At 67.1% G+C, this 21909-nt stretch carries 25 protein-coding genes; 22 read left to right on the top strand and 3 right to left on the bottom strand.

All coding sequences use genetic code 11. The features are described 5' to 3' along the window. Window positions 1-9: 9 nt before the first annotated feature. Window positions 10-1830 carry a glutamine--fructose-6-phosphate transaminase (isomerizing) gene (gene glmS, locus CJ301_RS02535; protein WP_099273864.1) on the bottom strand — a complete coding sequence of 607 codons (1821 nt, stop codon included), beginning with the start codon at window positions 1828-1830 and terminating at the stop codon, window positions 10-12. A gap of 1 nt (window position 1831) precedes the next feature. After that, complete coding sequence (glmU, locus tag CJ301_RS02530; RefSeq protein WP_099273862.1) at window positions 1832-3184, bottom strand: bifunctional UDP-N-acetylglucosamine diphosphorylase/glucosamine-1-phosphate N-acetyltransferase GlmU; 1353 nt, start codon at window positions 3182-3184, stop codon at window positions 1832-1834. Window positions 3185-3289: 105 nt separating this feature from the next. Between glmU and CJ301_RS02525 the strand changes: the two genes are divergently transcribed. After that, window positions 3290-3949, top strand: a complete 660-nt coding sequence (locus CJ301_RS02525) for an HAD-IA family hydrolase (protein WP_099273860.1) — start codon at window positions 3290-3292, stop codon at window positions 3947-3949. Window positions 3950-3964: 15 nt separating this feature from the next. Here CJ301_RS02525 and CJ301_RS02520 read toward each other — a convergent pair whose 3' ends face one another. Then, window positions 3965-4432, bottom strand: coding sequence for a CreA family protein (locus CJ301_RS02520; RefSeq protein WP_099273857.1), 468 nt, complete (start codon window positions 4430-4432; stop codon window positions 3965-3967). A 94-nt stretch (window positions 4433-4526) separates the two neighbouring features. Here CJ301_RS02520 and CJ301_RS02515 point away from each other — a divergent pair, with 94 nt between their 5' ends. The 21 genes from CJ301_RS02515 (at window position 4527) to CJ301_RS02415 (ending at window position 21902) form a co-directional block, all read left to right on the top strand. Next, complete coding sequence (locus CJ301_RS02515) at window positions 4527-4940, top strand: DUF1622 domain-containing protein (protein WP_099273855.1); 414 nt, start codon at window positions 4527-4529, stop codon at window positions 4938-4940. Window positions 4941-5057: 117 nt separating this feature from the next. Then, window positions 5058-5423 (top strand): NADH-quinone oxidoreductase subunit A, encoded by a 366-nt coding sequence (locus tag CJ301_RS02510; protein ID WP_099273853.1) that lies wholly within the window; start codon window positions 5058-5060, stop codon window positions 5421-5423. Then, on the top strand, window positions 5423-5947 hold the full coding sequence (locus tag CJ301_RS02505) for a NuoB/complex I 20 kDa subunit family protein (RefSeq protein ID WP_099274199.1): 525 nt from the start codon (window positions 5423-5425) through the stop codon (window positions 5945-5947). The genes CJ301_RS02510 and CJ301_RS02505 overlap by 1 nt, the downstream gene beginning before the upstream one ends. Window positions 5948-5999: 52 nt before the next feature. Next, entirely contained in the window at window positions 6000-6617 is a 618-nt protein-coding gene (locus tag CJ301_RS02500) for an NADH-quinone oxidoreductase subunit C (RefSeq protein WP_099273851.1), read from the top strand. Window positions 6618-6620: 3 nt separating this feature from the next. Next, window positions 6621-7847: an NADH-quinone oxidoreductase subunit D gene (locus CJ301_RS02495; RefSeq protein WP_099273849.1), complete on the top strand. Its 1227-nt coding sequence runs from the start codon at window positions 6621-6623 to the stop codon at window positions 7845-7847. 63 nt (window positions 7848-7910) lie between these two features. Continuing rightward, window positions 7911-8252 carry a hypothetical protein gene (locus tag CJ301_RS18565; RefSeq protein WP_162620393.1) on the top strand — a complete coding sequence of 114 codons (342 nt, stop codon included), beginning with the start codon at window positions 7911-7913 and terminating at the stop codon, window positions 8250-8252. A 69-nt stretch (window positions 8253-8321) separates the two neighbouring features. Then, window positions 8322-9398, top strand: a complete 1077-nt coding sequence (gene nuoE, locus CJ301_RS02485; RefSeq protein WP_099273847.1) for an NADH-quinone oxidoreductase subunit NuoE — start codon at window positions 8322-8324, stop codon at window positions 9396-9398. Between the two features lie 133 nt (window positions 9399-9531). Continuing rightward, window positions 9532-10305 (top strand): hypothetical protein, encoded by a 774-nt coding sequence (locus CJ301_RS02480; protein ID WP_099273845.1) that lies wholly within the window; start codon window positions 9532-9534, stop codon window positions 10303-10305. After that, window positions 10302-10505, top strand: a complete 204-nt coding sequence (locus CJ301_RS02475) for a DUF5337 domain-containing protein (protein WP_021693263.1) — start codon at window positions 10302-10304, stop codon at window positions 10503-10505. The genes CJ301_RS02480 and CJ301_RS02475 overlap by 4 nt, the downstream gene beginning before the upstream one ends. Before the next feature lie 4 nt (window positions 10506-10509). Beyond that, window positions 10510-11799, top strand: a complete 1290-nt coding sequence (gene nuoF, locus CJ301_RS02470) for an NADH-quinone oxidoreductase subunit NuoF (protein ID WP_099273843.1) — start codon at window positions 10510-10512, stop codon at window positions 11797-11799. After that, window positions 11796-12065 (top strand): hypothetical protein, encoded by a 270-nt coding sequence (locus tag CJ301_RS02465; RefSeq protein WP_099273841.1) that lies wholly within the window; start codon window positions 11796-11798, stop codon window positions 12063-12065. Before nuoF ends, CJ301_RS02465 begins: the two co-directional genes overlap by 4 nt. A 151-nt stretch (window positions 12066-12216) precedes the next feature. Continuing rightward, on the top strand, window positions 12217-12627 hold the full coding sequence (locus CJ301_RS02460) for a DUF5333 domain-containing protein (protein WP_099273839.1): 411 nt from the start codon (window positions 12217-12219) through the stop codon (window positions 12625-12627). Between the two features lie 188 nt (window positions 12628-12815). Further along, a complete protein-coding gene (gene nuoG / locus CJ301_RS02455) occupies window positions 12816-14840 on the top strand; it encodes an NADH-quinone oxidoreductase subunit NuoG (RefSeq protein WP_099273837.1) in 2025 nt (674 codons plus the stop codon). Between the two features lie 2 nt (window positions 14841-14842). Then, window positions 14843-15235 carry a hypothetical protein gene (locus tag CJ301_RS02450; protein WP_099273835.1) on the top strand — a complete coding sequence of 131 codons (393 nt, stop codon included), beginning with the start codon at window positions 14843-14845 and terminating at the stop codon, window positions 15233-15235. Window positions 15236-15245: 10 nt separating this feature from the next. Beyond that, window positions 15246-16286, top strand: coding sequence for an NADH-quinone oxidoreductase subunit NuoH (nuoH, locus tag CJ301_RS02445; protein ID WP_099273832.1), 1041 nt, complete (start codon window positions 15246-15248; stop codon window positions 16284-16286). Between the two features lie 2 nt (window positions 16287-16288). Further along, the gene (gene nuoI / locus CJ301_RS02440; RefSeq protein ID WP_099273830.1) at window positions 16289-16783 is read left to right on the top strand and encodes an NADH-quinone oxidoreductase subunit NuoI; all 495 of its coding nucleotides are present in this window, start codon (window positions 16289-16291) and stop codon (window positions 16781-16783) included. A 10-nt stretch (window positions 16784-16793) separates the two neighbouring features. Then, window positions 16794-17204, top strand: a complete 411-nt coding sequence (locus tag CJ301_RS02435; protein ID WP_099273828.1) for a carboxymuconolactone decarboxylase family protein — start codon at window positions 16794-16796, stop codon at window positions 17202-17204. Further along, window positions 17201-17809 carry an NADH-quinone oxidoreductase subunit J gene (locus CJ301_RS02430; RefSeq protein ID WP_099273826.1) on the top strand — a complete coding sequence of 203 codons (609 nt, stop codon included), beginning with the start codon at window positions 17201-17203 and terminating at the stop codon, window positions 17807-17809. The genes CJ301_RS02435 and CJ301_RS02430 overlap by 4 nt, the downstream gene beginning before the upstream one ends. Window positions 17810-17845: 36 nt before the next feature. Then, window positions 17846-18175 (top strand): NADH-quinone oxidoreductase subunit NuoK, encoded by a 330-nt coding sequence (gene nuoK, locus CJ301_RS02425; protein WP_099273824.1) that lies wholly within the window; start codon window positions 17846-17848, stop codon window positions 18173-18175. Between the two features lie 7 nt (window positions 18176-18182). Beyond that, the gene (nuoL, locus tag CJ301_RS02420) at window positions 18183-20333 is read left to right on the top strand and encodes an NADH-quinone oxidoreductase subunit L (RefSeq protein WP_099273822.1); all 2151 of its coding nucleotides are present in this window, start codon (window positions 18183-18185) and stop codon (window positions 20331-20333) included. Window positions 20334-20336: 3 nt separating this feature from the next. Then, the gene (locus CJ301_RS02415) at window positions 20337-21902 is read left to right on the top strand and encodes an NADH-quinone oxidoreductase subunit M (protein ID WP_099273820.1); all 1566 of its coding nucleotides are present in this window, start codon (window positions 20337-20339) and stop codon (window positions 21900-21902) included. Window positions 21903-21909: the final 7 nt, after the last annotated feature.

Raw genomic sequence — 21909 nt, 5'->3', positions numbered from 1 at the left:
TTTCTCATGTCACTCGACGGTGACGGATTTGGCGAGGTTCCTCGGCTGATCCACGTCGGTGCCTTTGGCCACCGCCGTGTGATAGGCGAGCAGCTGAGCGGGGACCGCGTAGAGGATCGGCGCCCAGAGCGGGTCGATCTCGGGCAGGGTGATCACCTCCCATGTGCCCTCGCCCGCGATGCGCGCGCCCTTGGCATCGGTGATCAGCAGCACCTTTCCGCCGCGCGCCATCACCTCCTGCATGTTCGACACGGTCTTGTCGAACAGCTCGTCATGCGGCGCCATGACGATCACCGGCACATGCTCGTCGACCAGCGCGATGGGGCCGTGCTTGAGCTCGCCCGACGCGTAAGCTTCGGCGTGGATGTAGCTGATTTCCTTGAGCTTCAGCGCGCCTTCGAGCGCGAGGGGGTACATCCGGCCCCGGCCGAGGAACAGGATGTCGCGCGCCTCGGCGAGACCGCGCGAGACGCGCTGGCACTCGGCCTCGATGCTCAGCCCCTGGTCGATCAGCCCGGGGAGTTCGCGCAGGCCCTGAAGATGCGCGGCCAGCTCCGCCTCGTCGATCGTGCCACGCTGGCGGGCGGCCTCGAGCGCCAGCGCGCCGAGCACGAGAAGCTGGCAGGTGAAGGCCTTGGTCGAGGCGACGCCGATCTCGGCGCCCGCGAGGATCGGCAGGGCGATGTCGCTGTCGCGCGCGATCGAGCTCTCGGTGACGTTGACCACCGAGAGGATCTGCGCGCCCTGTCCCTTGGCGTAGCGCAGCGCCGCCAGCGTGTCGGCGGTCTCGCCCGACTGGCTGACGAAGAGCGCGGCGGAGCGGGCCGGGACGGGCGGCTCGCGGTAGCGGAACTCGGAGGCCACGTCGATCTCGACCGGCAGGCGCGCGACCTGCTCGAACCAGTATTTCGCGACGTTGCAGGCGTAGAAGGCGGTGCCGCAGGCCACCAGCGTCAGCCGGTCGATGGCGGTGAAGTCGATGCCCGGCTCGGGCAGGGCGATCGTGCCCTCGGGCGTCAGGTAGTGCCCCAATGCGGCGGCCAGAACGCGCGGCTGTTCGGCGATCTCCTTGGCCATGAAGTGCTTGTGCCCGGCCTTGTCGACCTGCGCGCTCGCCTGGGCGATGCGCTTCTCGGGGCGCGAGACCTCGTGGCCCTGCGCGTCGAAGATCACGGCGCCCGCGCGGGTGATCTCGGCGCGGTCGCCCTCTTCGAGATAGGTGATCCGGTCGGTCAGGTTGCCGAGCGCGATGGCGTCGGAGCCTACGAACATCTCGCCCTCGCCATGGCCGATGGCCAGCGGGCTGCCCTTGCGCGCGGCGATCAGCAGGTCGGGCTCGTCCTCGAACAAGAAGCACAGCGCGTAGGCGCCTTCCAGCTTGGCGATGGTCGCGGCGGCGGCCTCGCGCGGGGGCATCCGCTGGTCGAGGTGGAGCTGGCAGATGAGCGCCACCGTCTCGGTGTCGGTGTCGGTGCTGGTGCCGATGCCGCGGGCGGCCAGTTCCTCGCGCAGCTCGCGGTAGTTCTCGATGATGCCGTTATGGACGACGGCGACCCGCGCGCCCGCATGCGGATGCGCGTTGGCCTCGGTCGGCGCGCCATGGGTGGCCCAGCGGGTGTGGCCGATGCCCGCGAGACCGCGCAGCGGCTCGTGCACCAGCCTGTCCGACAGGTTCACCAGCTTGCCCACCGCGCGGCGGCGGCCCAAGCGGCCCTCGTCCAGCGTGGCGATGCCGGCGCTGTCATAGCCGCGATATTCGAGCCGACCGAGTGCTTCGACCAGCAGGGGGGCCGCTTCATGCGTGCCCAGGACGCCTACGATTCCGCACATCTCAGTTGTCCTTGCTCTTGGCGGCCTTGGCGGCGCGCAGCTTGTCGAAGAAGCGGGTCGCGAAGCCCGGCTTGTTGGTCTGTTTCGTCCGGCCCACGGCCATGTCGCCCGCGGGCACGTTGTGGGTCACCACCGTGCCCGTGGCCGTCATCGCGCCGTCGCCCAGAGTCACCGGCGCCACCAGCATGGTGTTGGAGCCGATGAAGGCGTCGCGGCCCACGGTGGTGCGGTGCTTGAACACGCCGTCATAGTTGCAGGTGATGGTGCCCGCGCCGACATTGCTGCCCGCGCCGATATCGGCGTCGCCCAGATAGGTCAGGTGATTGACCTTGGCGCCGGTGCCGATCTGCGCGTTCTTGATCTCGACGAAATTGCCGACATGTACCTCCTCGGCCAGCTCGGCACCGGGGCGCAGCCGGGCGAAGGGGCCGACGGTGGCCCCGCGCGAGACGTGGCAGCCTTCGAGATGCGAAAAGGCGCGGATCTTCGCGCCGCTCTCGATCGTCACGCCGGGGCCGAACACGACGTTGGGCTCGATCACCGTGTCGCGGCCCACCGCCGTGTCGCGCGCGAAGGTGACGGTTTCGGGCGCGGGCAGGGTGACGCCGTCCTCCATGACCTCGCGGCGGATGCGCGTCTGGAAGGCGGCTTCGGCGGCGGCCAGCTCGGCGCGGGTGTTGATGCCCAGCGTCTCGGCCTCGTCGCAGCGCACCACCTCGGCCGAAAGCCCCGCCTCGCGGGCGAGGCCGACGACGTCAGTGAGGTAGTATTCACCGGAGGCGTTGTCGTTGCACACCCGGTCGAGCAGGGAGAACAGCGTGTCGCGGTCGGCGGCGATGACGCCGGAATTGCACAGGGTGATGGCGCGGATGGCCTCATTGGCATCCTTGAACTCGACGATCCGATCGAGCGCGTCGCCCGTCGTCACGAGACGACCGTAGCGGCCTGGATCGGCGGCCTCGAAGCCGAGCACGACCACGTCGGCGCGGGCGCGGGCCGCGAGCATCGCCTCCAGCGTGTCGGGCCGGATGAAGGGCGTGTCGCCATAAAGCACGATCACGTCGCCCGAAAAGCCCTCCAAGGCCGCGCGGGCCTGTTGCACGGCATGGCCGGTGCCGTCCTGGCTCTCCTGGCGCACGGTGACGATGCCTTCGTCGAAGCGGCTCGCGGCGCGCTCGACCGCCTCGGCCCCGTGCCCGGCAACGACGATCATCCGCTCGGGCTCGAGCGCCATGCCCGCCGCCATAGCGTGGTGCAGAAGCGGCGACTGGCCGATCTCGTGCAGGACCTTCGGCAGGTCCGAGTTCATCCGCGTGCCCCGGCCCGCGGCCAGGACGATCAGTGCCGTGTTCATCACTGCCCCTCTTGTTGCTTGATCCGCCTTCTACTAGCCGCATCATGGGGCACAAGCCTATGGGCCCATCAATTACCGCTACGCATTATTACAAGGGAGCCGCCCATGCGCGCCGTGATCTTCGACCTCGACGGCACCCTCGCCGAGACCAGCGGCGACCTGATCGCCGCCGCCAACCGCTGCTTCGACGATCTCGGCCTCGGCCCGCTGCTCGACCCGCGCGAGGATGCGGCGACCGCGATGCATGGCGCGCGGGCCATGCTGCGGCTGGGGCTGAGCCGGGTGGGGGAGGTCGAGGAGGCCGAGGTCGACCGGCAATATCCGCGGCTGCTCGCCTATTACGAGGAAGAGATCGACCGGCATTCGACGCTGTTTCCCGGCGCGATGGAGGCGATCGCGGAATTGAAGGCGCTCGGCCACCCGGTGGCAATCTGCACCAACAAGCCCGAGGCGCTGGCCGAAAAGCTTCTGGCCCGGCTCGGCGTGCGCGAGCATTTCGTCTGCCTCGTCGGGGCCGACACGCTGAAGATGCGCAAGCCCGACCCCGAATGCCTGCGCGAGACGGTGCGCCGCGCCGGCGGCGATCCGGCGCATTGCGTGCTGGTGGGCGACACCGAGACCGACCGCATCACCGCGCGGGCGGCGGGGGTGCCGTCGATCCTCGTGCGGTTCGGCCCCAATGGCCACCGCACCGCCGACCTGCACCCCGAGGCGCTGATCGGGCATTACGACGAGCTGGTCGAGGCGGTGCGGGCGCTGGGCTGACGATCCCGCGGGGCGTCATTGCGCCGCGTCGGTGTCGTAGAGCGGGATGGTCGAGAGCGACATCTTGGCCGAGCCCTGCGTCAGCTCGCTGCCATGGGCGAGATAGATCAGCACCTGATTGGTCTCGTCGTAGATGCGGCTGATGCGGATCGTCTTGAGGATGATCGACCGGCTTTCGCGGAACACGGATTCGCCATCGCGCGAGCGGTCTATGTCGCCCAGCGTGATCGGCCCGGTCTGGCGGCAGTCGATCGAGGCGTTGGACGGGTCCTCGAACCAGTTGCCCTGGCTCAGCCGGTCGATCATCGAGCGTTCGAAATAGGCGATATGGCAGGTCACGCCCTCGACCTTGGGATCGGGAATCGCTTCGACGATCACGTCGTTGCCGACCCAGTCGACGCCGACCTTGCCGACCACCTCGGCCTTCGAGGTTGCGGGGAAAAGGGCGAGGGCGAGCGCCGTCAGGCGAAGAAGATGTCTCATGCGCGGCCAACGCCGGTCCCGCGCCGGGGTTCCCGCGCTTGACCGCCCGGGCGGGCGAGCCAGTATCCGGGACCGGAGGGAAAGGAGCCTGCGCATGGAGTCCGTCTGGAATTTCGGGGCAGAGGACGGGGTGCTGCATCACCACTTCGCCTGGCTGGTCGAGGGGCTCGATTGGACGGCGGCGATCATCGATCTCGGCGCCATCGCGCTCTTGCTGATCGGCGCGCTGCGCTTCATCGCGGGCGTTGCCTGGGCCGAGACCCGGCGCGACAACGCCACGCGGGTGCAGGGCATGAACCGCGAGCGGATCGAGCTGGGGCGCTACATCCTTGCCGGGCTGGAGCTGTTCATCGTCTCCGACATCATCCACACCGCGCTCAGCCTCGCCATGGCGGATCTGCTGTTTCTCGGCCTGCTGGTGGTCATCCGCTCGCTCATCTCCTATTTTCTCGACCGCGAGCTGGAGCAGCTCAAGCACGAGCTGCACGAGCAGGGGGGGGCGGGTTGAGCCCCTTTTCGCGCGCATCGGACGCCCGCGCCGGGTGCCAAGGCTCGGTTGACCCTTCCCCGACCGGGGTTTATGGATCGCGCAACGACCGACAGCTCCCGCGCGAAAGGACCCGACGTGGAACTGCTTCTTGCGGAATACCTTCCGATCCTGATTTTCCTCGGCCTGGCCATCGGCCTGGGCGCCATCCTGATCCTCGCCGCCGTGGTGCTGGCGGTGCGCCGGCCCGACCCCGAGAAGGTCTCGGCCTATGAATGCGGCTTCAACGCCTTCGACGACGCGCGGATGAAGTTCGACGTGCGGTTCTACCTCGTCTCGATCCTGTTCATCATCTTCGATCTCGAAGTGGCCTTCCTGTTCCCGTGGGCGGTGGCCTTCGGCGAGGTGTCGATGATGGCCTTCTGGTCGATGATGGTGTTCCTCGGCGTGCTGACCATCGGTTTCGCCTATGAATGGAAGAAGGGAGCTCTCGAATGGGAGTGATGACCGGCGCCAACACCGCGGGGGCCGACCGCGAGGTCGCCACGCAGAATCTCAACCGCGAGCTGACCGACAAGGGCTTCCTCGTCACCTCGACCGCGGACATGATCAACTGGGCGCGCACCGGCAGCCTGCACTGGATGACCTTCGGCCTCGCCTGCTGCGCGGTCGAGATGATGCATTCCTCGATGCCGCGCTACGATCTCGAGCGTTTCGGCACCGCGCCGCGCGCCTCTCCGCGCCAGTCCGACCTGATGATCGTCGCGGGCACGCTGACCAACAAGATGGCCCCGGCGCTCAGGAAGGTCTATGACCAGATGCCCGAGCCGCGCTACGTGATCTCGATGGGCTCCTGCGCCAATGGCGGTGGCTACTACCACTACAGCTACTCGGTGGTGCGCGGCTGCGACCGGATCGTGCCCGTGGACGTCTATGTCCCCGGCTGCCCGCCGACCGCCGAGGCGCTGCTCTACGGAATCCTTCAGCTTCAGCGCAAGATCCGCCGCACCGGCACGATCGTCCGCTGACACCCCGCGGGCCTTCGCGCCCGCCAAGACCATATTTTTCGGGGGAATCGCCATGAGCGAGGCACTGAACGACCTGGGCGCGCATCTCGAATCCAAGCGCCCCGACTGCGTGACCGGCTGGGAGGTCGCCTTCGGCGAGCTCACCGTCACCATCACGCCCGAGGCGATCCCCGGTTTCGTCGAGCTTCTCAAGACCGACCCGACCTGCCGCTTCTCGACGCTGATCGACATCACGGCGGTGGACTATCCGGGGCGCGAGAAGCGCTTCGACGTGGTCTATCACTTCCTGTCGATGTACCAGAACCAGCGCATCCGCATCCGTGCCGAGCTGCGCGAGGACGAGATGGTGCCCTCGATCATCGAGATCCACCCCTCGTCCAACTGGTTCGAGCGCGAGGTGTTCGACATGTTCGGCATCATCTTCACCGGCCATCCGGACCTGCGCCGCATCCTGACCGATTACGGCTTCCGCGGCTTTCCGCTGCGCAAGGACTTCCCGACCACGGGCTACACCGAGGTCCGCTTCGACGAGGTGCAAAAGCGGGTGGTCTACGAGCCCGTGAAGCTCGTGCAGGAATACCGGCAGTTCGATTTCATGAGCCCCTGGGAAGGGGCGCAATACGTGCTTCCCGGCGACGACAAGGCCGGCGACGCGGGCGCGAAGGGGTAAGCCATGGACGGCACGACCATCAACGCCAAGGGCTTCGAGGACACGAAGACCGGCGAGCAGAAGATCCGCAACTTCAACATCAACTTCGGGCCGCAGCACCCGGCGGCGCATGGCGTGCTGCGGCTCGTGCTGGAGCTCGACGGCGAGATCGTCGAGCGCTGCGATCCGCATATCGGCCTGCTGCACCGCGGCACCGAGAAGCTGATGGAAAGCCGCACCTACCTGCAGAACCTGCCCTATTTCGACCGGCTCGACTATGTGGCGCCGATGAACCAGGAGCATGCCTGGTGCCTTGCCATCGAGCGGCTGACCGGCACGCCGGTGCCGCGCCGCGCCTCGCTCATTCGCGTGCTCTATTCCGAGATCGGCCGCATCCTGTCGCATCTCCTGAACGTCACCACGCAGGCGATGGACGTCGGCGCGCTCACCCCGCCGCTTTGGGGCTTCGAGGAGCGCGAGAAGCTGATGGTGTTCTACGAGCGGGCCTGTGGCGCGCGCCTGCACGCGGCCTATTTCCGGCCCGGCGGCGTGCATCAGGACCTGCCGCCCGAGCTGCTCGACGACATCGAGACCTGGTCGCACGCCTTCCCGAACGTGCTCGACGACATCGACGGGCTCCTGACCGAGAACCGCATCTTCAAGCAGCGCAACGCCGATATCGGCGTGGTGAGCGAGCAGGAGATCCAGGATTGGGGCTTTTCCGGCGTCATGGTGCGCGGCTCGGGCCTTGCCTGGGATCTGCGCCGCGCGCAGCCCTATGAGTGCTACGACGAGTTCGACTTCCAGATCCCGGTCGGCAAGAACGGCGATTGCTACGACCGTTACCTCGTGCGGATGGCCGAGATGCGTGAGAGCATCAAGATCATCCGGCAGGCGATCGAGAAGCTGCGGGCCGAGCCGGGCGACATCCTCGCCCGTGGCAAGGTCACGCCGCCGACGCGGACGGACATGAAGACCTCGATGGAAGCGCTGATCCATCACTTCAAGCTCTACACCGAGGGCTTTCACGTGCCCGCGGGCGAGGTCTATGCCGCCGTCGAGGCGCCCAAGGGCGAGTTCGGCGTCTATCTCGTGGCCGATGGCTCCAACAAGCCCTACCGCGCCAAGTTGCGCGCGCCGGGCTATCTGCACCTGCAGGCGATGGACCACGTGGCCTCGGGCCACCAGCTGGCCGACGTGGCGGCGATCATCGGCACGATGGACATCGTGTTCGGCGAGGTCGACCGCTAAGGGCGCGGACGAGGCAACCGGCCGGTGAAGCACCGGCCCGAGACAGGACGGGGACGTTCCAGGATGACGGCGATGCGGATGACGGTGGCCCTTTTGGGGCTCGGGGCGCTCGGGGCCTGCACGGCCGGCGCGCAGATCGGCAATCTCGGGGCACAGGGGCGCGTCGGCTCGGTCGCCAGCGCCTCCGCGCCCGCCGCCGCGCCGCGTCCCCCCGCCGAGCGCCTGATCGCCGCGATCGAGGCGCAGGGCTGCGCCATCACCGCCGACAACGTCGCGCAGGTGCTGCTCAAGGCCAACCTGACCCAGCAGCAGCTCCTGGAGCTTGGCCCCCAACTGACCGCGCAGGGCCGCGCCGAGGTCACCGATGACGGCACCATCCGGGTGCTGACCGCGAACTGCATCTGAGGGCCGAGGCCCTCCTGACATGATCCGCGCCGCCCGCGAGGGAGGCGCCCAGAACACCGGAACGAGCGAATGCTGCGCAGACTTCACCCCGAACAGCCCGAGAGCTTCGCCTTCACCCCGGCCAACCAGGCCTGGGCCGAGGCGCAGATCACGAAGTATCCCGAGGGGCGGCAGGCCAGCGCCATCATCCCGCTTCTGTGGCGCGCCCAGGAGCAGGAAGGCTGGCTCTCGCGCCCCGCGATCGAGGAAGTCGCGCGGATGCTCGACCTCGCCTATATCCGGGCGCTCGAGGTCGCGACCTTCTACTTCATGTTCCAGCTGCAGCCGGTGGGCTCGGTCGCCCATATCCAGGTCTGCGGCACGCTGTCTTGCATGCTGTGCGGCTCCGAGGATCTGATGAAGGTCTGCCAGGAGAAGATCGCCAAGAAGCCGCATGAGCTTTCGGCGGATGGGCGGTTTTCGTGGGAGGAGGTCGAGTGCCTCGGCGCCTGCGCCAACGCGCCGATGGCCCAGATCGGCAAGGATTACTACGAGGATCTGACCACCGAGCGCCTGTCGGAGATCATCGACGAGATGGCTGCCGGACAGGTGCCGGTGCCCGGCCCGCAGAACGGCCGCTACACCTCCGAGCCGCTCGACAACCTGACCTCGCTGACCGAGGGCGCCGAGAATCGCGATCCGCACAATGCTTCCGTGGCGCTGGCGGTGAAGCTGGGCGACACGATCAAGCGGATCGACGGCACCGAAGAGCCGCTGACCACGCCGTGGCAGCGCCAGGACGACCACGATATCGAGACGCCGCGCGACCCCAAGGAGCCCGAGCCCGCGCATGACCGCCCGGCCGACGCCTCTGGCGTCACCGAGCAGGAGGCCCCGGCCTCGAGCGCGGCCAAGCCCGTCTCCGCCGATTTCCCCGCCGAGGAGCCGCAAAACGCCGTCGATGGCGACGAGACGCCCGAAGGCGGCAAGCCGGTGGCACCCTCGGGCGAGGCCGCGCCCGCGACCGACGCGGACGACACGACCGAAGACAAGACCGGCACCGCCGATCCTGTCGCGCCGGGCGGCGTCTACAACGCGCCCCGGACCCAGGAGCCCGGCGATCCGGCCAAGGACGACAAGACGCCGAAGCGGCCGAAAGACGAGTGATGCTCGGAGCGGCGATCGGATATGAGCGGCGAGGAGGCGGGTTTGCATGGCCCGCGCATCCGTTTGATTCGGCGTCGATCCGTCCTATGACGAAGGGCGGGGCGATCGGCCCCGGCCACTCGGAGGACGCGGCATGAGCAATTGTCGGACCATCACCATCGGCGTCGCTGCCCTGGGCGGCGTCGCGCTGTGGATCGTGCTGGCGCTCGGCGCGCGGGGCTGGTTTTCCTCGCTCCTGATCGCGGCGCTGCTCGCGGTCGCGGCGGCGCTCATCGTCATGGCGCTGGTCTGCCCGGGCATGGAGGCCGAAGCCGAAGCCGCGGGCGAGCCTAAGACGCCGGAGCGGGAGAAGGCCGTGACCGACGCCGCTGCCGATCCGGCTCCGCTTTCCGATGCGGCCAGTGCCGATACCGGGGGGCGTGCGGCCCGGAGCGAAAGCGCGCCCGCGAAAGACGAAGCGCGGTTGAACGACACCGCCGTGCTTGGCGATGACACGGATGCGACCTCCGGCGATGAGACCGGTTCCACGACCGGCGATGCGCCCGATAAGGACGGCTCCGGCGATCTCGGCGAGGAGGTCGCGCGGACCGAGGCGCTCGACCGGGCCGCGGCGCGCCCCGAGACCGTTTCGCCCGACATGCCCGACGGCGTCGCCGCCGATCTGCGCGAGACGCCCGAACTGCTCGACGCGCCGCGCGGCGAGGCCGACGATCTCAAGCGCCTGCGCGGCGTGGGGCCCAAGCTCGAGGACCAGCTCAACCGGCTCGGCGTCTGGCATCTCGACCAGATCGCCTCGTGGTCCGAAGGCGAGGCCGCCTGGATCGACGACCATCTCGAAGGCTTCAAGGGCCGGATCCTGCGCGACGACTGGATCGGCCAGGCCAGAGAGCTGACGGGCAAGCCATGAGCGGTGCCGCGGGACGCAAGGCGGCACTGGTGCTGGCCGGGACGGGCGTGTTCTGGGTGATCGCGGTGTTTGCGGGCAACGCGCTCGATCTGCCGATGCGCTGGCGCGGATTGTTCGACCTGATGGCCCTTGCCGGGTTCGTCATGGGTCTGTGGATGACATATCAAACCTGGCGCGCGCGCCGGGACGACGAAAGGTGAGCCGATGCTCAAGGATCAGGACCGCATTTTCACCAACATCTACGGGATGCACGACCGCACGCTGAAGGGCGCGCGGGCGCGCGGCCACTGGGATGGCACCGGCGACATCATCAAGAAGGGCCGCGACTGGATCGTCGAGCAGATGAAGGCGTCGGGGCTGCGCGGCCGGGGCGGGGCGGGCTTTCCGACCGGTCTGAAATGGTCCTTCATGCCCAAGGAAAGCGACGGGCGGCCCGCCTATCTCGTCGTCAATGCCGACGAATCCGAGCCCGGGACCTGCAAGGACCGCGAGATCATGCGCCATGATCCGCACACGCTGATCGAGGGCTGCCTGATCGCCTCCTTCGCGATGAACGCGCATGCGAGCTACATCTACCTGCGCGGCGAATACATCCGCGAGCGCGAGGCGCTGCAGGCGGCGATCGACGAGTGCTACGATGCGGGCCTTCTGGGCCGCAATGCCGCCGGGTCGGGCTGGGATTTCGATCTCTACCTGCATCACGGCGCGGGCGCCTATATCTGCGGCGAGGAAACCGCGCTGCTCGAATCGCTCGAAGGCAAGAAGGGCATGCCGCGCATGAAGCCGCCATTTCCGGCGGGGGCGGGCCTCTATGGCTGCCCGACCACGGTGAACAACGTCGAATCCATCGCCGTCGCGCCGACGATCCTGCGCCGCGGCGCGGAGTGGTTCGCGGGTTTCGGGCGGCCCAACAACACCGGCACCAAGCTCTTCGCCATCTCGGGCCACGTCAACAAGCCCTGCGTGGTCGAGGAGGAGATGTCGATCTCCTTCAAGGAGCTGATCGACAAGCATTGCGGCGGCATCCGCGGCGGCTGGAAGAACCTCAAGGGGGTGATTCCGGGCGGCTCCTCGGTGCCGGTGCTGCGCGCCGAGACCATGGAAGACGCGATCATGGATTTCGACTGGCTGCGCGAGCAGCGTTCGGGCCTCGGCACCGCCGCCGTCATCGTGATGGACCAGTCGACCGACATGGTGAAGGCGATCTGGCGGCTGTCGAAATTCTACAAGCACGAGAGCTGCGGCCAGTGCACGCCGTGCCGCGAGGGCACCGGCTGGATGATGCGGGTGCTGGAGCGGATGGTGCGCGGCGACGCGGCGGTCGAGGAGATCGAGATGCTGCTCGACGTGACCAAGCAGGTCGAGGGCCACACGATCTGCGCGCTGGGTGACGCCGCCGCCTGGCCGATCCAGGGCCTCATTCGCAACTTCCGCGACGAGATCGAGGACCGGATCAAGGGGCGCGGCGTCGCCGCGACCATCGCCGCGCAATGAGCTGGCGCGACCAGGCGCTGAAGAATTTCGGCGTCTGGCTCGCGGTCTATCCGGCGGTGCTGGTGTCGAGTTACCTGTTCTCGTGGCTCGCGCCGGGCGTGCCCTTGTGGCTGGAGATCCTGATCTCCACCGCCTTCACCGTGCCGCTGATCTCCTATGTGGCGGTGCCCTGGGTCGAAAAGCGCCTCGCCCATGCCAAGGGCGAAACCCCCGCCGAGATGAAGCGCGAGGAGGCCGAGCAGGCCGAGGGCGGTACACGGGGCTGAACACGGGGCTGAACCGGCGGCGATCCGCCGCGGATAACCGCCTCTCCACAGCGTGATATTGAATATCGGGCCTCCGGGTCCAAGGTCTTGTCCAGAAGCGCCGGAGCGGTGGCACGAGCAGCCGCAACCGGCCCGACCGGAGAGACCATTCATGACCATCCCCCATATCGCGCGCACCGCCGCGCTGATCCTCGGCTTCACCATCGCCGCCGGCGCGACCGCGGCGCTGCCGGCGCTGCGCGACAATGCCAAGATCCGCGAGGGGCTGATCTCGACCGCCATCGCCTATGAGATCGGTCGCAAATGCGACGGCATCGACTCGCGCTGGTTCACCGGGATCGCCTATCTCAACTCGCTTCGGAACCACGCCTTCGAACTGGGCTACAGCCGCGAGCAGGTCGCGGCCTTCATCGATAACGAGGCCGAGAAGGACAGGCTCGAAGCCGAGGCGCGCGCGCGTCTGCGCCAGAAGGGCGGGGTCGAGGGCGATTGGGAAAGCTACTGCGCCGTGGGCCGGGCCGAGATGGCGGCAGGCAGCCAGATCGGCGCGCTCTTGAAGTGAGCCGCCCGAGCGGGCGATCATGGGCCGCGGGCGCAGGCGGCGGCCCTTTTGCCGCCCGCGGCCCGAATTTTACCCGATCCGGCGCATGGATGCGTCTGGCATCATGGGACGAGCCGCGCTAGAACCCCCCTCGATCGCAGCCCCCACAGGGGGGCATGCGTCCGACGCGAGGAAAGGGGCGGCCTGCCATGTCCGATTTGCGCAAAGTCAGCATCGACGGAAAGGTCATCGAAGTGCCGGGGGCGATGACGCTCATCCAGGCCTGCGAGACCGCGGGGATCGAAATTCCCCGTTTCTGCTATCACGAGAGGCTGACCATCGCCGGCAATTGCCGCATGTGTCTTGTCGAGGTCGTGGGCGGCCCGCCGAAACCGGCGGCCTCCTGCGCCATGCAGGTCAAGGATCTGCGCCCCGGCCAGGACGGCGCGCCGCCGCAGGTCAGGACCAATTCGCCGATGGTCAAGAAGGCCCGCGAGGGGGTGATGGAGTTCCTGCTCATCAACCACCCGCTCGATTGCCCGATCTGCGACCAGGGCGGCGAATGCGACCTGCAGGACCAGGCGATGGCCTACGGCGTCGACTTCTCGCGCTTCCGCGAGCCCAAGCGCGCGACCGAGGATCTCGATCTCGGCCCGCTGGTCGAGACGCACATGACGCGCTGCATCTCCTGCACCCGCTGCGTGCGCTTCACCACCGAGGTGGCCGGGATCTCCCAGATGGGCCAGACCGGGCGCGGCGAGGATGCGGAGATCACCTCCTATCTCGGCCAGACGCTCGATTCGAACCTGCAGGGCAACATCATCGACCTGTGCCCGGTGGGCGCGCTGGTCTCCAAGCCCTACGCCTTCAACGCCCGCCCCTGGGAGCTGACCAAGACCGAGACCATCGACGTGATGGACGCGCTCGGCTCCTCGATCCGGGTGGACACCAAGGGCCGCAAGGTCATGCGCATCCTGCCGCGCAACCATGATGGCACCAACGAGGAATGGCTGTCGGACAAGGCGCGCTTCGTCTGGGACGGTCTGGCGCGTCAGCGGCTCGACACGCCCTATATCCGCGAGAACGGCAAGCTGCGCAAAGCCGACTGGCCCGAGGCGCTCGCCGCCGCCGCGCGCGCGATGAAGGGCAAGCGCGTCGCCGGTCTCGTGGGCGATCTCGCCCCCGTCGAGGCCGCCTTCGCGCTCAAGCAGCTGGTCGAAGCGCAGGGCGGCGTCGTGGAGTGCCGCACCGACGGGGCGAAGCTGCCCGCGGGCAACCGCTCGGCCTATGTCGGCACCGCGAAGGTCGAGGATCTCGACACCGCCAGGCACATCATGCTGATCGGCACCAACCCCGCCATCGAGGCGCCGGTGCTCAACGCCCGCATCCGCAAGGCATGGCTCGCCGGCGCCAATGTCGGCCATGTCGGCACGCCCGCCGATCTCACCTATGACGCGCAGCACGCGGGCACCGGGCGCAAGGCCCTGTCCGACCTGCTCGGCCATGATTTCGGCGCGGTGCTCGAAGAGCCGTCGGTCGTCGTGGTGGGGCAGGGGGCGCTGACCGGCGCCGATGGCGAGGCGGTGCTCGCCCATGCGATGGAGCTGGCCAACCGCACCAAGAGCAAGCTTCTGGTGCTGCATTCGGCGGCCTCTCGCGTCGGCGCGATGGATGTCGGCGCCACCACCGAGGGCGGCGTCGAGGCCGCGCTTGAGGGGGCGGAAGTGATCTACAACATGGGCGCCGACGAGATCGCGCTGCCCTCGGGGGCCTTCGTGATCTACCAGGGCAGCCATGGCGACCGGGGCGCGCATCGCGCGGACCTGATCCTGCCGGCGGCGGCCTGGGTCGAGGAGCAGGGGCTCTTCGTCAACACCGAGGGCCGTCCGCAGCTGGCGCTGCGCGCGGGCTTCGCGCCGGGGCAGGCCAAGGAGAACTGGGCCATCCTGCGCGCGCTTTCCGCCGAGCTCGACGCGACCCAGCCCTGGAACAGCCTGGCGCAGCTGCGCCAGAAGCTGGTCGAGGCGCATCCGCATCTGGCGCGGATCGACGAGGTGGCCGAGAACGAGTGGCAGCCGCTGGAGCTGGGCTCGCTCGACGAGAGCTTGGGCGATTTCGACAGCATCGTCGCCGAGCACTACCTCACCAACCCCGTCGCCCGCGCCAGCGAACTGATGGGGGAGCTTGCGGGCAAGGCCCGCGCACGTCGGCAGCAGCAGATCGCGGCCGAGTGAGGATGCGCGGCGCGCTCTTCGCGGCCCTCGCGGCCCTGCTCGCCGGCTGCGGCCCGCAGGCCGAGGCGGCCCGGGGGGGCGCGGGCGCTCTCAAGCATGAGGGCGTGGAGACGCGGCTGCTCGACGGCGACCTCGTCAATTTTCACGTCGCGATGAGCGGCGGCGCCGGGGCGGAGGATGTGATCGCCTATGCCGAGTGCGCCGCCGCCCAATACGCCCTGATCCGGGGCTACGGATTTGCCCGGCACGTGCGGACCCAGCTCGATGAATCGGCTGGAAACTGGCGCGCCGATGCTGTTTACACCATCTCGCCGGCCCTGCCTGAGGGGCTGCGCACGATCGATGCCGAAGTCACCGTTCTCAACTGCGGACTGAACGGCATCCCGACGGTCTGAGGGAAGCACCATGGTCGAATTCTTCACCGAAACCAGCATCGGAGCCGTGCTGCTGATCCTCGGTCAGTCTCTGTTGCTGATCGTGCCGCTCCTTGTGGCATTGGCGTTCCTGCTGCTCGTGGACCGCAAGGTCTGGGCCGCGGTGCAGCTGCGGCGCGGGCCCAACGTGGTCGGCCCCTTCGGCATGCTGCAAAGCTTCGCCGATTTCCTGAAATACATCGTCAAGGAAGTGGTCGTGCCCGCGGGCGCCGACCGCTCGGTCTTCTTCCTCGCGCCGATGATCTCCTTCGTCATGGCGGTGATCGCCTGGGCGGTGATCCCCTTTGCCGATGGCTGGGTGCTCGCGGATCTGAACGTGGCGCTGCTTTACGTCTTCGCCGTCTCCTCGCTCGAGGTCTATGGCGTGATCATGGGCGGCTGGGCCTCGAACTCGAAATATCCCTTCCTCGGCTCGCTGCGCTCGGCCGCGCAGATGATCTCCTACGAGGTCTCGATCGGCCTGATCATCGTCGGCGTGATCATCTCCACGGGCAGCTTCAACTTCGGCGCCATCGTCGCGGCGCAGGATGGCGATTTCGGCCTGTTCAACTGGTACTGGCTGCCGCATTTCCCGATGCTGTTCCTGTTCCTGATCTCGGCCATGGCCGAGACCAACCGCCCGCCCTTCGACCTGCCGGAAGCCGAATCCGAGCTCGTCGCCGGCTACCAGGTGGAATATTCCTCCACGCCCTTCCTGCTGTTCATGATCGGCGAATACGTGGCCATCGTGCTGATGTGCGCGCTGGTGTCGCTGATGTTCTTCGGCGGCTGGCTGTCGCCCATCCCCGGCCTGCCCGACGGCGTGGTCTGGATGGTCCTCAAGATGTTCTTCGTCTTCCTCATCTTCGCGATGGTGAAGGCGATCACCCCGCGCTACCGCTACGACCAGCTGATGCGGCTGGGCTGGAAGGTGTTCCTGCCGCTGTCGCTCGCCTGGGTCGTGATCGTTAGCTTCCTTGCGAAATTCGAAGTCCTCGGCGGGTTCTGGGCCCGCTGGCCCATGGGAGTCTGAGCATGACGCAGATCGACTATACCCGCGCCGCCAAGTATTTCCTGCTGCAGGATTTCGCCAAGGGCATGAAGCTCGGGCTGAAGTACTTCTTCGGCTCCAAGGCGACCGTGAACTACCCGCATGAGAAAGGCCCGCTTTCGGCGCGGTTCCGCGGCGAGCACGCGCTGCGCCGCTACCCTTCGGGCGAAGAGCGCTGCATTGCCTGCAAGCTGTGCGAGGCGATCTGCCCCGCGCAGGCGATCACCATCGACGCCGAGCCGCGCGAGGACGGCTCGCGCCGCACCACGCGCTACGACATCGACATGACGAAATGCATCTATTGCGGCTTCTGCCAAGAGGCCTGCCCGGTGGATGCGATCGTCGAGGGGCCGAATTTCGAATATTCGACCGAGACGCGCGAGGAGCTCTACTACGACAAGGAGAAGCTGCTTGCGAATGGCGACCGCTGGGAAGCCGAGATCGCGCGCAACCTCGAGCTCGACGCGCCCTACCGCTGAGGATCACGACGTGACCGATCAGAACCCCTTCGCGCAGATGATGAAGATGGGCCAGGACTGGGCCCGTCAGATGAATCCCGCGCTCGAGAGCTTCACGCCGAAGGGCTTCGAGCAGCTCTGGCCGACCATGCCCAAGGAGATGATGGAGGCGTTCATGGGGCGCACCCTCAACCCCGAGGGGCTCGACGCCAAGACCCGGCTGCTGCTGACGCTGACCGGTCTGACCATCCTCGGCGCGCAGGCCGAAAGCCAGATCCGCCTCACCGTGCGCCATGCGCGCGAGGCGGGCGCCACCAAACAGGAAATCGCCGAGACCATCGCCCAGGCGGGCATGTTCGGCGGCGTGCCCGCGATGACCAAGGCGATGGAGCTTGCCACCGACGCCATGGGCGAGGACACCGGAAAGGACACCGCACGATGACCGCCGCCGCCATCATCTTCTATCTCTTCGCGCTGTCGACGATCGTCGGCGGGCTGTTCACCGTGATCGCCCGCAACCCGGTGCATTCGGTGCTGTGGCTGATCCTCGCCTTCCTGAGCTCGGCGGGGCTGTTCATCCTCGTCGGTGCCGAATTCGTGGCGCTCCTCCTGGTGATCGTCTATGTCGGCGCCGTCGCGGTATTGTTCCTCTTCGTCGTCATGATGCTCGATGTCGATTTCGCCGAGCTGAAGGCGGAGATGGCGAAATACATGCCGCTGGCGCTGCTGATCGGCGTCGTTCTGCTGATGCAGCTGGCGCTGGCCTTCGGCGTCTGGGACTACTCCGAGGGCTATGACGAGCGCCTCGCCGCGCCCTTCGTCCTCGACGTGGAGAACACCCAGCTTCTCGGCCTGCTGATCTATGATCGCTACATCCTGCTGTTCCAGCTCGCGGGCCTCGTGCTGCTTGTAGCGATGATCGGCGCGATCGTGCTGACGATGCGGCACCGCAAGGACGTGAAGCGCCAGGACATCCTGGCGCAGATGTACCGCGATCCGGCCAAGGCGCTGGAGATGAAGGACGTGAAGCCCGGCCAGGGCCTCTGATAGACCGCGAACGGGCAAGAGCCCGGAGGGACACTGATGGACGCTTATCTCGCTGAAGCCCCGATAGGGCTCGAACATTATCTCACCGTGGCGGCGGCGCTGTTCGTCATCGGCATCTTCGGGCTGTTCCTGAACCGCAAGAACGTCATCATCATCCTGATGTCGATCGAGCTGATGCTGCTCGCGGTGAACATCAACTTCGTCGCCTTTTCCGCCTTTCTGGGGGATCTGGTCGGGCAGGTCTTCACGCTCTTCGTGCTGACCGTCGCCGCCGCCGAGGCCGCGATCGGCCTTGCGATCCTCGTCTGCTTCTTCCGGATCCGCGGCTCGATCGAAGTCGAAGACGTCAACGTGATGAAAGGCTGAGGAGACCATGGAAACGATCATCCTCTTCGCGCCGCTCGTCGGCGCGCTCATCGCGGGCTTCGGCTGGCGGCTGATCTCCGAGGCGGGCGCGCAATGGGTCGCGACCTCGCTCGTCGGCCTCGCCGCGCTCTTGTCGTGGATCGTGTTCCTCGGCCATGACGGCCAGATGGAGCAGATCCAGATCCTGCGCTGGATCGAAAGCGGCTCGCTCTCGACCGACTGGGCGATCCGGCTCGACCGGCTGACCGCGATCATGCTGGTGGTGATCACCAGCGTCTCGTTCCTCGTGCATCTCTACAGCTTCGGCTACATGGCGCATGACGAGAACTTCCGCCCCGGCGAAAGCTACCGTCCGCGCTTCTTCGCCTATCTCTCCTTCTTCACCTTCGCGATGCTGGCGCTGGTGACGGCCGACAACCTCGTGCAGATGTTCTTCGGCTGGGAAGGCGTGGGCGTCGCCTCCTACCTGCTGATCGGCTTCTATTTCCGCAAGCCTTCCGCCAACGCCGCGGCGATGAAGGCCTTCATCGTCAACCGCGTCGGCGATTTCGGCTTCCTTCTGGGCATCTTCGGGCTGTTCTTCCTCGCGGATTCGATCCAGCTGTCGGACATCTTCGCCGCTGCGCCCGCGATGGCGCGGATGGAGCTCGAATTCCTCGGCATGGAGTTCCAGGCGCTCGAGATCATCTCGCTGCTGCTCTTCGTCGGCGCGATGGGCAAGTCGGCGCAGCTCTTGCTGCACACCTGGCTGCCCGACGCGATGGAAGGCCCGACCCCGGTCTCGGCGCTGATCCACGCCGCGACCATGGTGACGGCGGGCGTGTTCCTCGTCTCCCGCATGTCGCCGATCCTCGAATTCGCGCCCGACGCCAAGTCGATCATCGTCTTCGTCGGCGCCACCACGGCCTTCTTCGCCGCGACCGTCGGTCTCGTGCAGAACGACATCAAGCGCGTGATCGCCTATTCGACCTGTTCGCAGCTGGGCTACATGTTCGTGGCCGCGGGCTCGGGCGTCTATTCGGTGGCGATGTTCCACCTCTTCACCCATGCCTTCTTCAAGGCGCTCTTGTTCCTCGGGGCCGGCTCGGTCATCCATGCGATGCACCACGAGCAGGACATGCGGAACTATGGCGGCCTGCGCAAGAAGATCCCCTATACCTACTGGGCGATGATGATCGGCACCCTTGCGATCACCGGCGTCGGCGTGCCGCTGACCGCGATCGGCTTCGCGGGCTTCCTCTCCAAGGACGCGATCATCGAAAGCGCCTATGCCGGGGCCACGCCCTATGCCTTCTGGCTCCTGGTGATCGCCGCCGCGATGACGAGCTTCTATTCCTGGCGCCTCATCTTCATGACCTTCCACGGCAAGCCGCGCGGCGACCGCCATGCGCATGACCACGCGCATGAGAGCCCCGGCGTCATGCTGGTGCCGCTCGGCGTGCTGAGCCTCGGCGCGATCTTCGCGGGCATGCTGTGGTACGCGCCCTTCTTCGGCGATCACGCCCGCGTCTCGCAGTATTTCGGCATCCCGACGGCCCATGCCGCGGTCGAAGGCGATGACGGGCATGGCGAGGGCGTCGTCGCCGCCGCCGAAGAGCTGGCCGAGGGCGATCTCGAGCACGCCGCCGAGGCGGTGGCCGAGGACGATGCGGGCCATGCGGCCGGGGTCGACGACCACGCCACGCTCGCCACCATCGCGGCGCCGGGGCAGGGGGCGATCTACATGGCGCCCGAGAACCATGTGCTCGACGAGGCGCACCACGCGCCGGTCTGGGTCAAGATCTCGCCCTTCATCGCGATGCTGATCGGCCTCTCGCTGGCCTACATCATGTATATCCGCCGCCCGGAGCTGCCCGCGCGCCTCGCCGCGAACCAGCGGCCGCTCTACAACTTCCTGCTCAACAAGTGGTACTTCGACGAGCTTTACGACTACGTGTTCGTGCGCCCCGCGCAGGCCATCGGCCGGTTCTTCTGGACCCGCGGCGACGGCAACGTCATCGACGGCGGCATCAACGGCGTGGCGATGGGCATCGTGCCCTTCTTCACCCGCCTCGCCGGCCGCGCGCAGAACGGATACGTCTTTACCTACGCCTTCGCGATGGTTCTGGGCCTCGCCCTGATCCTGACCTGGATGACCTTGGCCGGGGGGGCCGAATAACAGATGGGCAACCTTCTCTCTCTGACCACCTTCATCCCGCTTCTGGGCGCGGGCATCCTCGCGCTGTTCCTGCGCGGCGATGACCATGCCGCGCAGCGCAACGCCAAATGGGTGGCGCTGGCGACCACCGTCTTCACCTTCGCGGTGTCGCTGTTCATCCTCGCGGGCTTCGATCCGGCCGCGCCGGGCTTCCAGTTCGTCGAGGACCGCCAGTGGCTCCTCGGGATGCGCTACAAGATCGGCGTCGACGGCATCTCGCTGCTCTTCGTGATGCTGACCACCTTCCTGATGCCGCTCGTCATCGCCGCCTGCTGGGACGTGACGCACCGGGTCAAGGAATACATGATCGCCTTCCTGGTGCTCGAGACGCTGATGATCGGCGTGTTCGTGGCGCTTGACCTCGTGCTGTTCTACCTCTTCTTCGAGGCGGGCCTCATCCCGATGTTCCTCATCATCGGCATCTGGGGCGGCAAGGACCGCATCTACGCGTCGTTCAAGTTCTTCCTCTACACCTTCCTCGGCTCGATGCTGATGCTGGTGGCGATGGTGGTGATGTTCGCGCAGGCGGGCACGACCGACATCCCGACGCTGATGGCCTACAACTTCTCGTCCGAGACCTTCCCGATCCTCGGGGTGCAGATCGTCGGCGGCGTGCAGACGCTGATGTGGTTCGCCTTCTTCGCCTCCTTCGCGGTGAAGATGCCGATGTGGCCGGTCCACACCTGGCTGCCCGACGCGCACGTGCAGGCGCCGACCGCCGGCTCCGTGGTGCTGGCCGCGATCCTGCTGAAGATGGGCGGCTACGGCTTCCTGCGCTTTTCGCTGCCGATGTTCCCCGTCGCTTCCGACATCTGGGCACCGCTGGTGCTGTGGCTTTCGGCCATCGCCATCGTCTACACCTCGCTCGTCGCGCTGGTGCAAAAGGACATCAAGAAGCTGATCGCCTATTCCTCCGTCGCCCATATGGGCTTCGTCACCGCGGGCATCTTCGCGCTCAATCAGCAGGGCCTCGACGGCGCGGTGTTCCAGATGATCAGCCACGGCTTCATCTCGGGCGCGCTCTTCCTCGGCGTCGGCGTGATCTATGACCGGATGCACACCCGCGAGATCGAGGCTTATGGCGGCCTCGTGAACCGGATGCCGGCCTATGCGGCGGTGTTCCTTCTGTTCACCATGGCCAATGTCGGCCTGCCGGGCACCAGCGGTTTCGTCGGCGAATTCCTGACCTTGATGGGCATGTTCCAGGCCAACACCTGGGTCGCCTTCGTCGCCACCACCGGCGTCATCTTCTCGGCCGGTTACGCGCTCTGGCTCTATCGCCGGGTCGTCATGGGCGATCTGATCAAGGAAAGCCTGAAGTCGATCACCGACATGACCGCCCGCGAAAAATGGATCTTCGCGCCGCTGGTCGTGATGACGCTTCTGCTCGGCGTCTATCCGAGCCTCGTCACCGACATCACCGGCCCGAGCGTCGCCCGTCTGGTGGACCAGGTCGAGGTCGCGGTGGCCGCGCATGGCACCGACAGCGCCATCGCCTCGGCCGTCGCCGCGACGCCGGCACAGCACTAAGGACCAG

The organism is Limimaricola cinnabarinus (assembly GCF_002723615.1).
Classification (GTDB): domain Bacteria; phylum Pseudomonadota; class Alphaproteobacteria; order Rhodobacterales; family Rhodobacteraceae; genus Limimaricola; species Limimaricola cinnabarinus_B.
This window is presented reverse-complemented; position numbering and strand designations above follow the sequence as displayed.

What these genes read in the sequence shown, in the direction of transcription:
- glmS (WP_099273864.1), bottom strand. Translation starts at nt 1,830, where the DNA reads ATGTGCGGAATCGTAGGCGTCCTGGGCACGCATGAAGCGGCCCCCCTG.
- glmU (WP_099273862.1), bottom strand. Translation starts at nt 3,184, where the DNA reads ATGAACACGGCACTGATCGTCCTGGCCGCGGGCCGGGGCACGCGGATG.
- CJ301_RS02525 (WP_099273860.1), top strand. Translation starts at nt 3,290, where the DNA reads ATGCGCGCCGTGATCTTCGACCTCGACGGCACCCTCGCCGAGACCAGC.
- CJ301_RS02520 (WP_099273857.1), bottom strand. Translation starts at nt 4,432, where the DNA reads ATGAGACATCTTCTTCGCCTGACGGCGCTCGCCCTCGCCCTTTTCCCC.
- CJ301_RS02515 (WP_099273855.1), top strand. Translation starts at nt 4,527, where the DNA reads ATGGAGTCCGTCTGGAATTTCGGGGCAGAGGACGGGGTGCTGCATCAC.
- CJ301_RS02505 (WP_099274199.1), top strand. Translation starts at nt 5,423, where the DNA reads ATGACCGGCGCCAACACCGCGGGGGCCGACCGCGAGGTCGCCACGCAG.
- CJ301_RS02500 (WP_099273851.1), top strand. Translation starts at nt 6,000, where the DNA reads ATGAGCGAGGCACTGAACGACCTGGGCGCGCATCTCGAATCCAAGCGC.
- CJ301_RS02495 (WP_099273849.1), top strand. Translation starts at nt 6,621, where the DNA reads ATGGACGGCACGACCATCAACGCCAAGGGCTTCGAGGACACGAAGACC.
- CJ301_RS18565 (WP_162620393.1), top strand. Translation starts at nt 7,911, where the DNA reads ATGACGGCGATGCGGATGACGGTGGCCCTTTTGGGGCTCGGGGCGCTC.
- nuoE (WP_099273847.1), top strand. Translation starts at nt 8,322, where the DNA reads ATGCTGCGCAGACTTCACCCCGAACAGCCCGAGAGCTTCGCCTTCACC.
- CJ301_RS02480 (WP_099273845.1), top strand. Translation starts at nt 9,532, where the DNA reads ATGAGCAATTGTCGGACCATCACCATCGGCGTCGCTGCCCTGGGCGGC.
- CJ301_RS02475 (WP_021693263.1), top strand. Translation starts at nt 10,302, where the DNA reads ATGAGCGGTGCCGCGGGACGCAAGGCGGCACTGGTGCTGGCCGGGACG.
- nuoF (WP_099273843.1), top strand. Translation starts at nt 10,510, where the DNA reads ATGCTCAAGGATCAGGACCGCATTTTCACCAACATCTACGGGATGCAC.
- CJ301_RS02465 (WP_099273841.1), top strand. Translation starts at nt 11,796, where the DNA reads ATGAGCTGGCGCGACCAGGCGCTGAAGAATTTCGGCGTCTGGCTCGCG.
- CJ301_RS02460 (WP_099273839.1), top strand. Translation starts at nt 12,217, where the DNA reads ATGACCATCCCCCATATCGCGCGCACCGCCGCGCTGATCCTCGGCTTC.
- nuoG (WP_099273837.1), top strand. Translation starts at nt 12,816, where the DNA reads ATGTCCGATTTGCGCAAAGTCAGCATCGACGGAAAGGTCATCGAAGTG.
- CJ301_RS02450 (WP_099273835.1), top strand. Translation starts at nt 14,843, where the DNA reads ATGCGCGGCGCGCTCTTCGCGGCCCTCGCGGCCCTGCTCGCCGGCTGC.
- nuoH (WP_099273832.1), top strand. Translation starts at nt 15,246, where the DNA reads ATGGTCGAATTCTTCACCGAAACCAGCATCGGAGCCGTGCTGCTGATC.
- nuoI (WP_099273830.1), top strand. Translation starts at nt 16,289, where the DNA reads ATGACGCAGATCGACTATACCCGCGCCGCCAAGTATTTCCTGCTGCAG.
- CJ301_RS02430 (WP_099273826.1), top strand. Translation starts at nt 17,201, where the DNA reads ATGACCGCCGCCGCCATCATCTTCTATCTCTTCGCGCTGTCGACGATC.
- nuoK (WP_099273824.1), top strand. Translation starts at nt 17,846, where the DNA reads ATGGACGCTTATCTCGCTGAAGCCCCGATAGGGCTCGAACATTATCTC.
- nuoL (WP_099273822.1), top strand. Translation starts at nt 18,183, where the DNA reads ATGGAAACGATCATCCTCTTCGCGCCGCTCGTCGGCGCGCTCATCGCG.
- CJ301_RS02415 (WP_099273820.1), top strand. Translation starts at nt 20,337, where the DNA reads ATGGGCAACCTTCTCTCTCTGACCACCTTCATCCCGCTTCTGGGCGCG.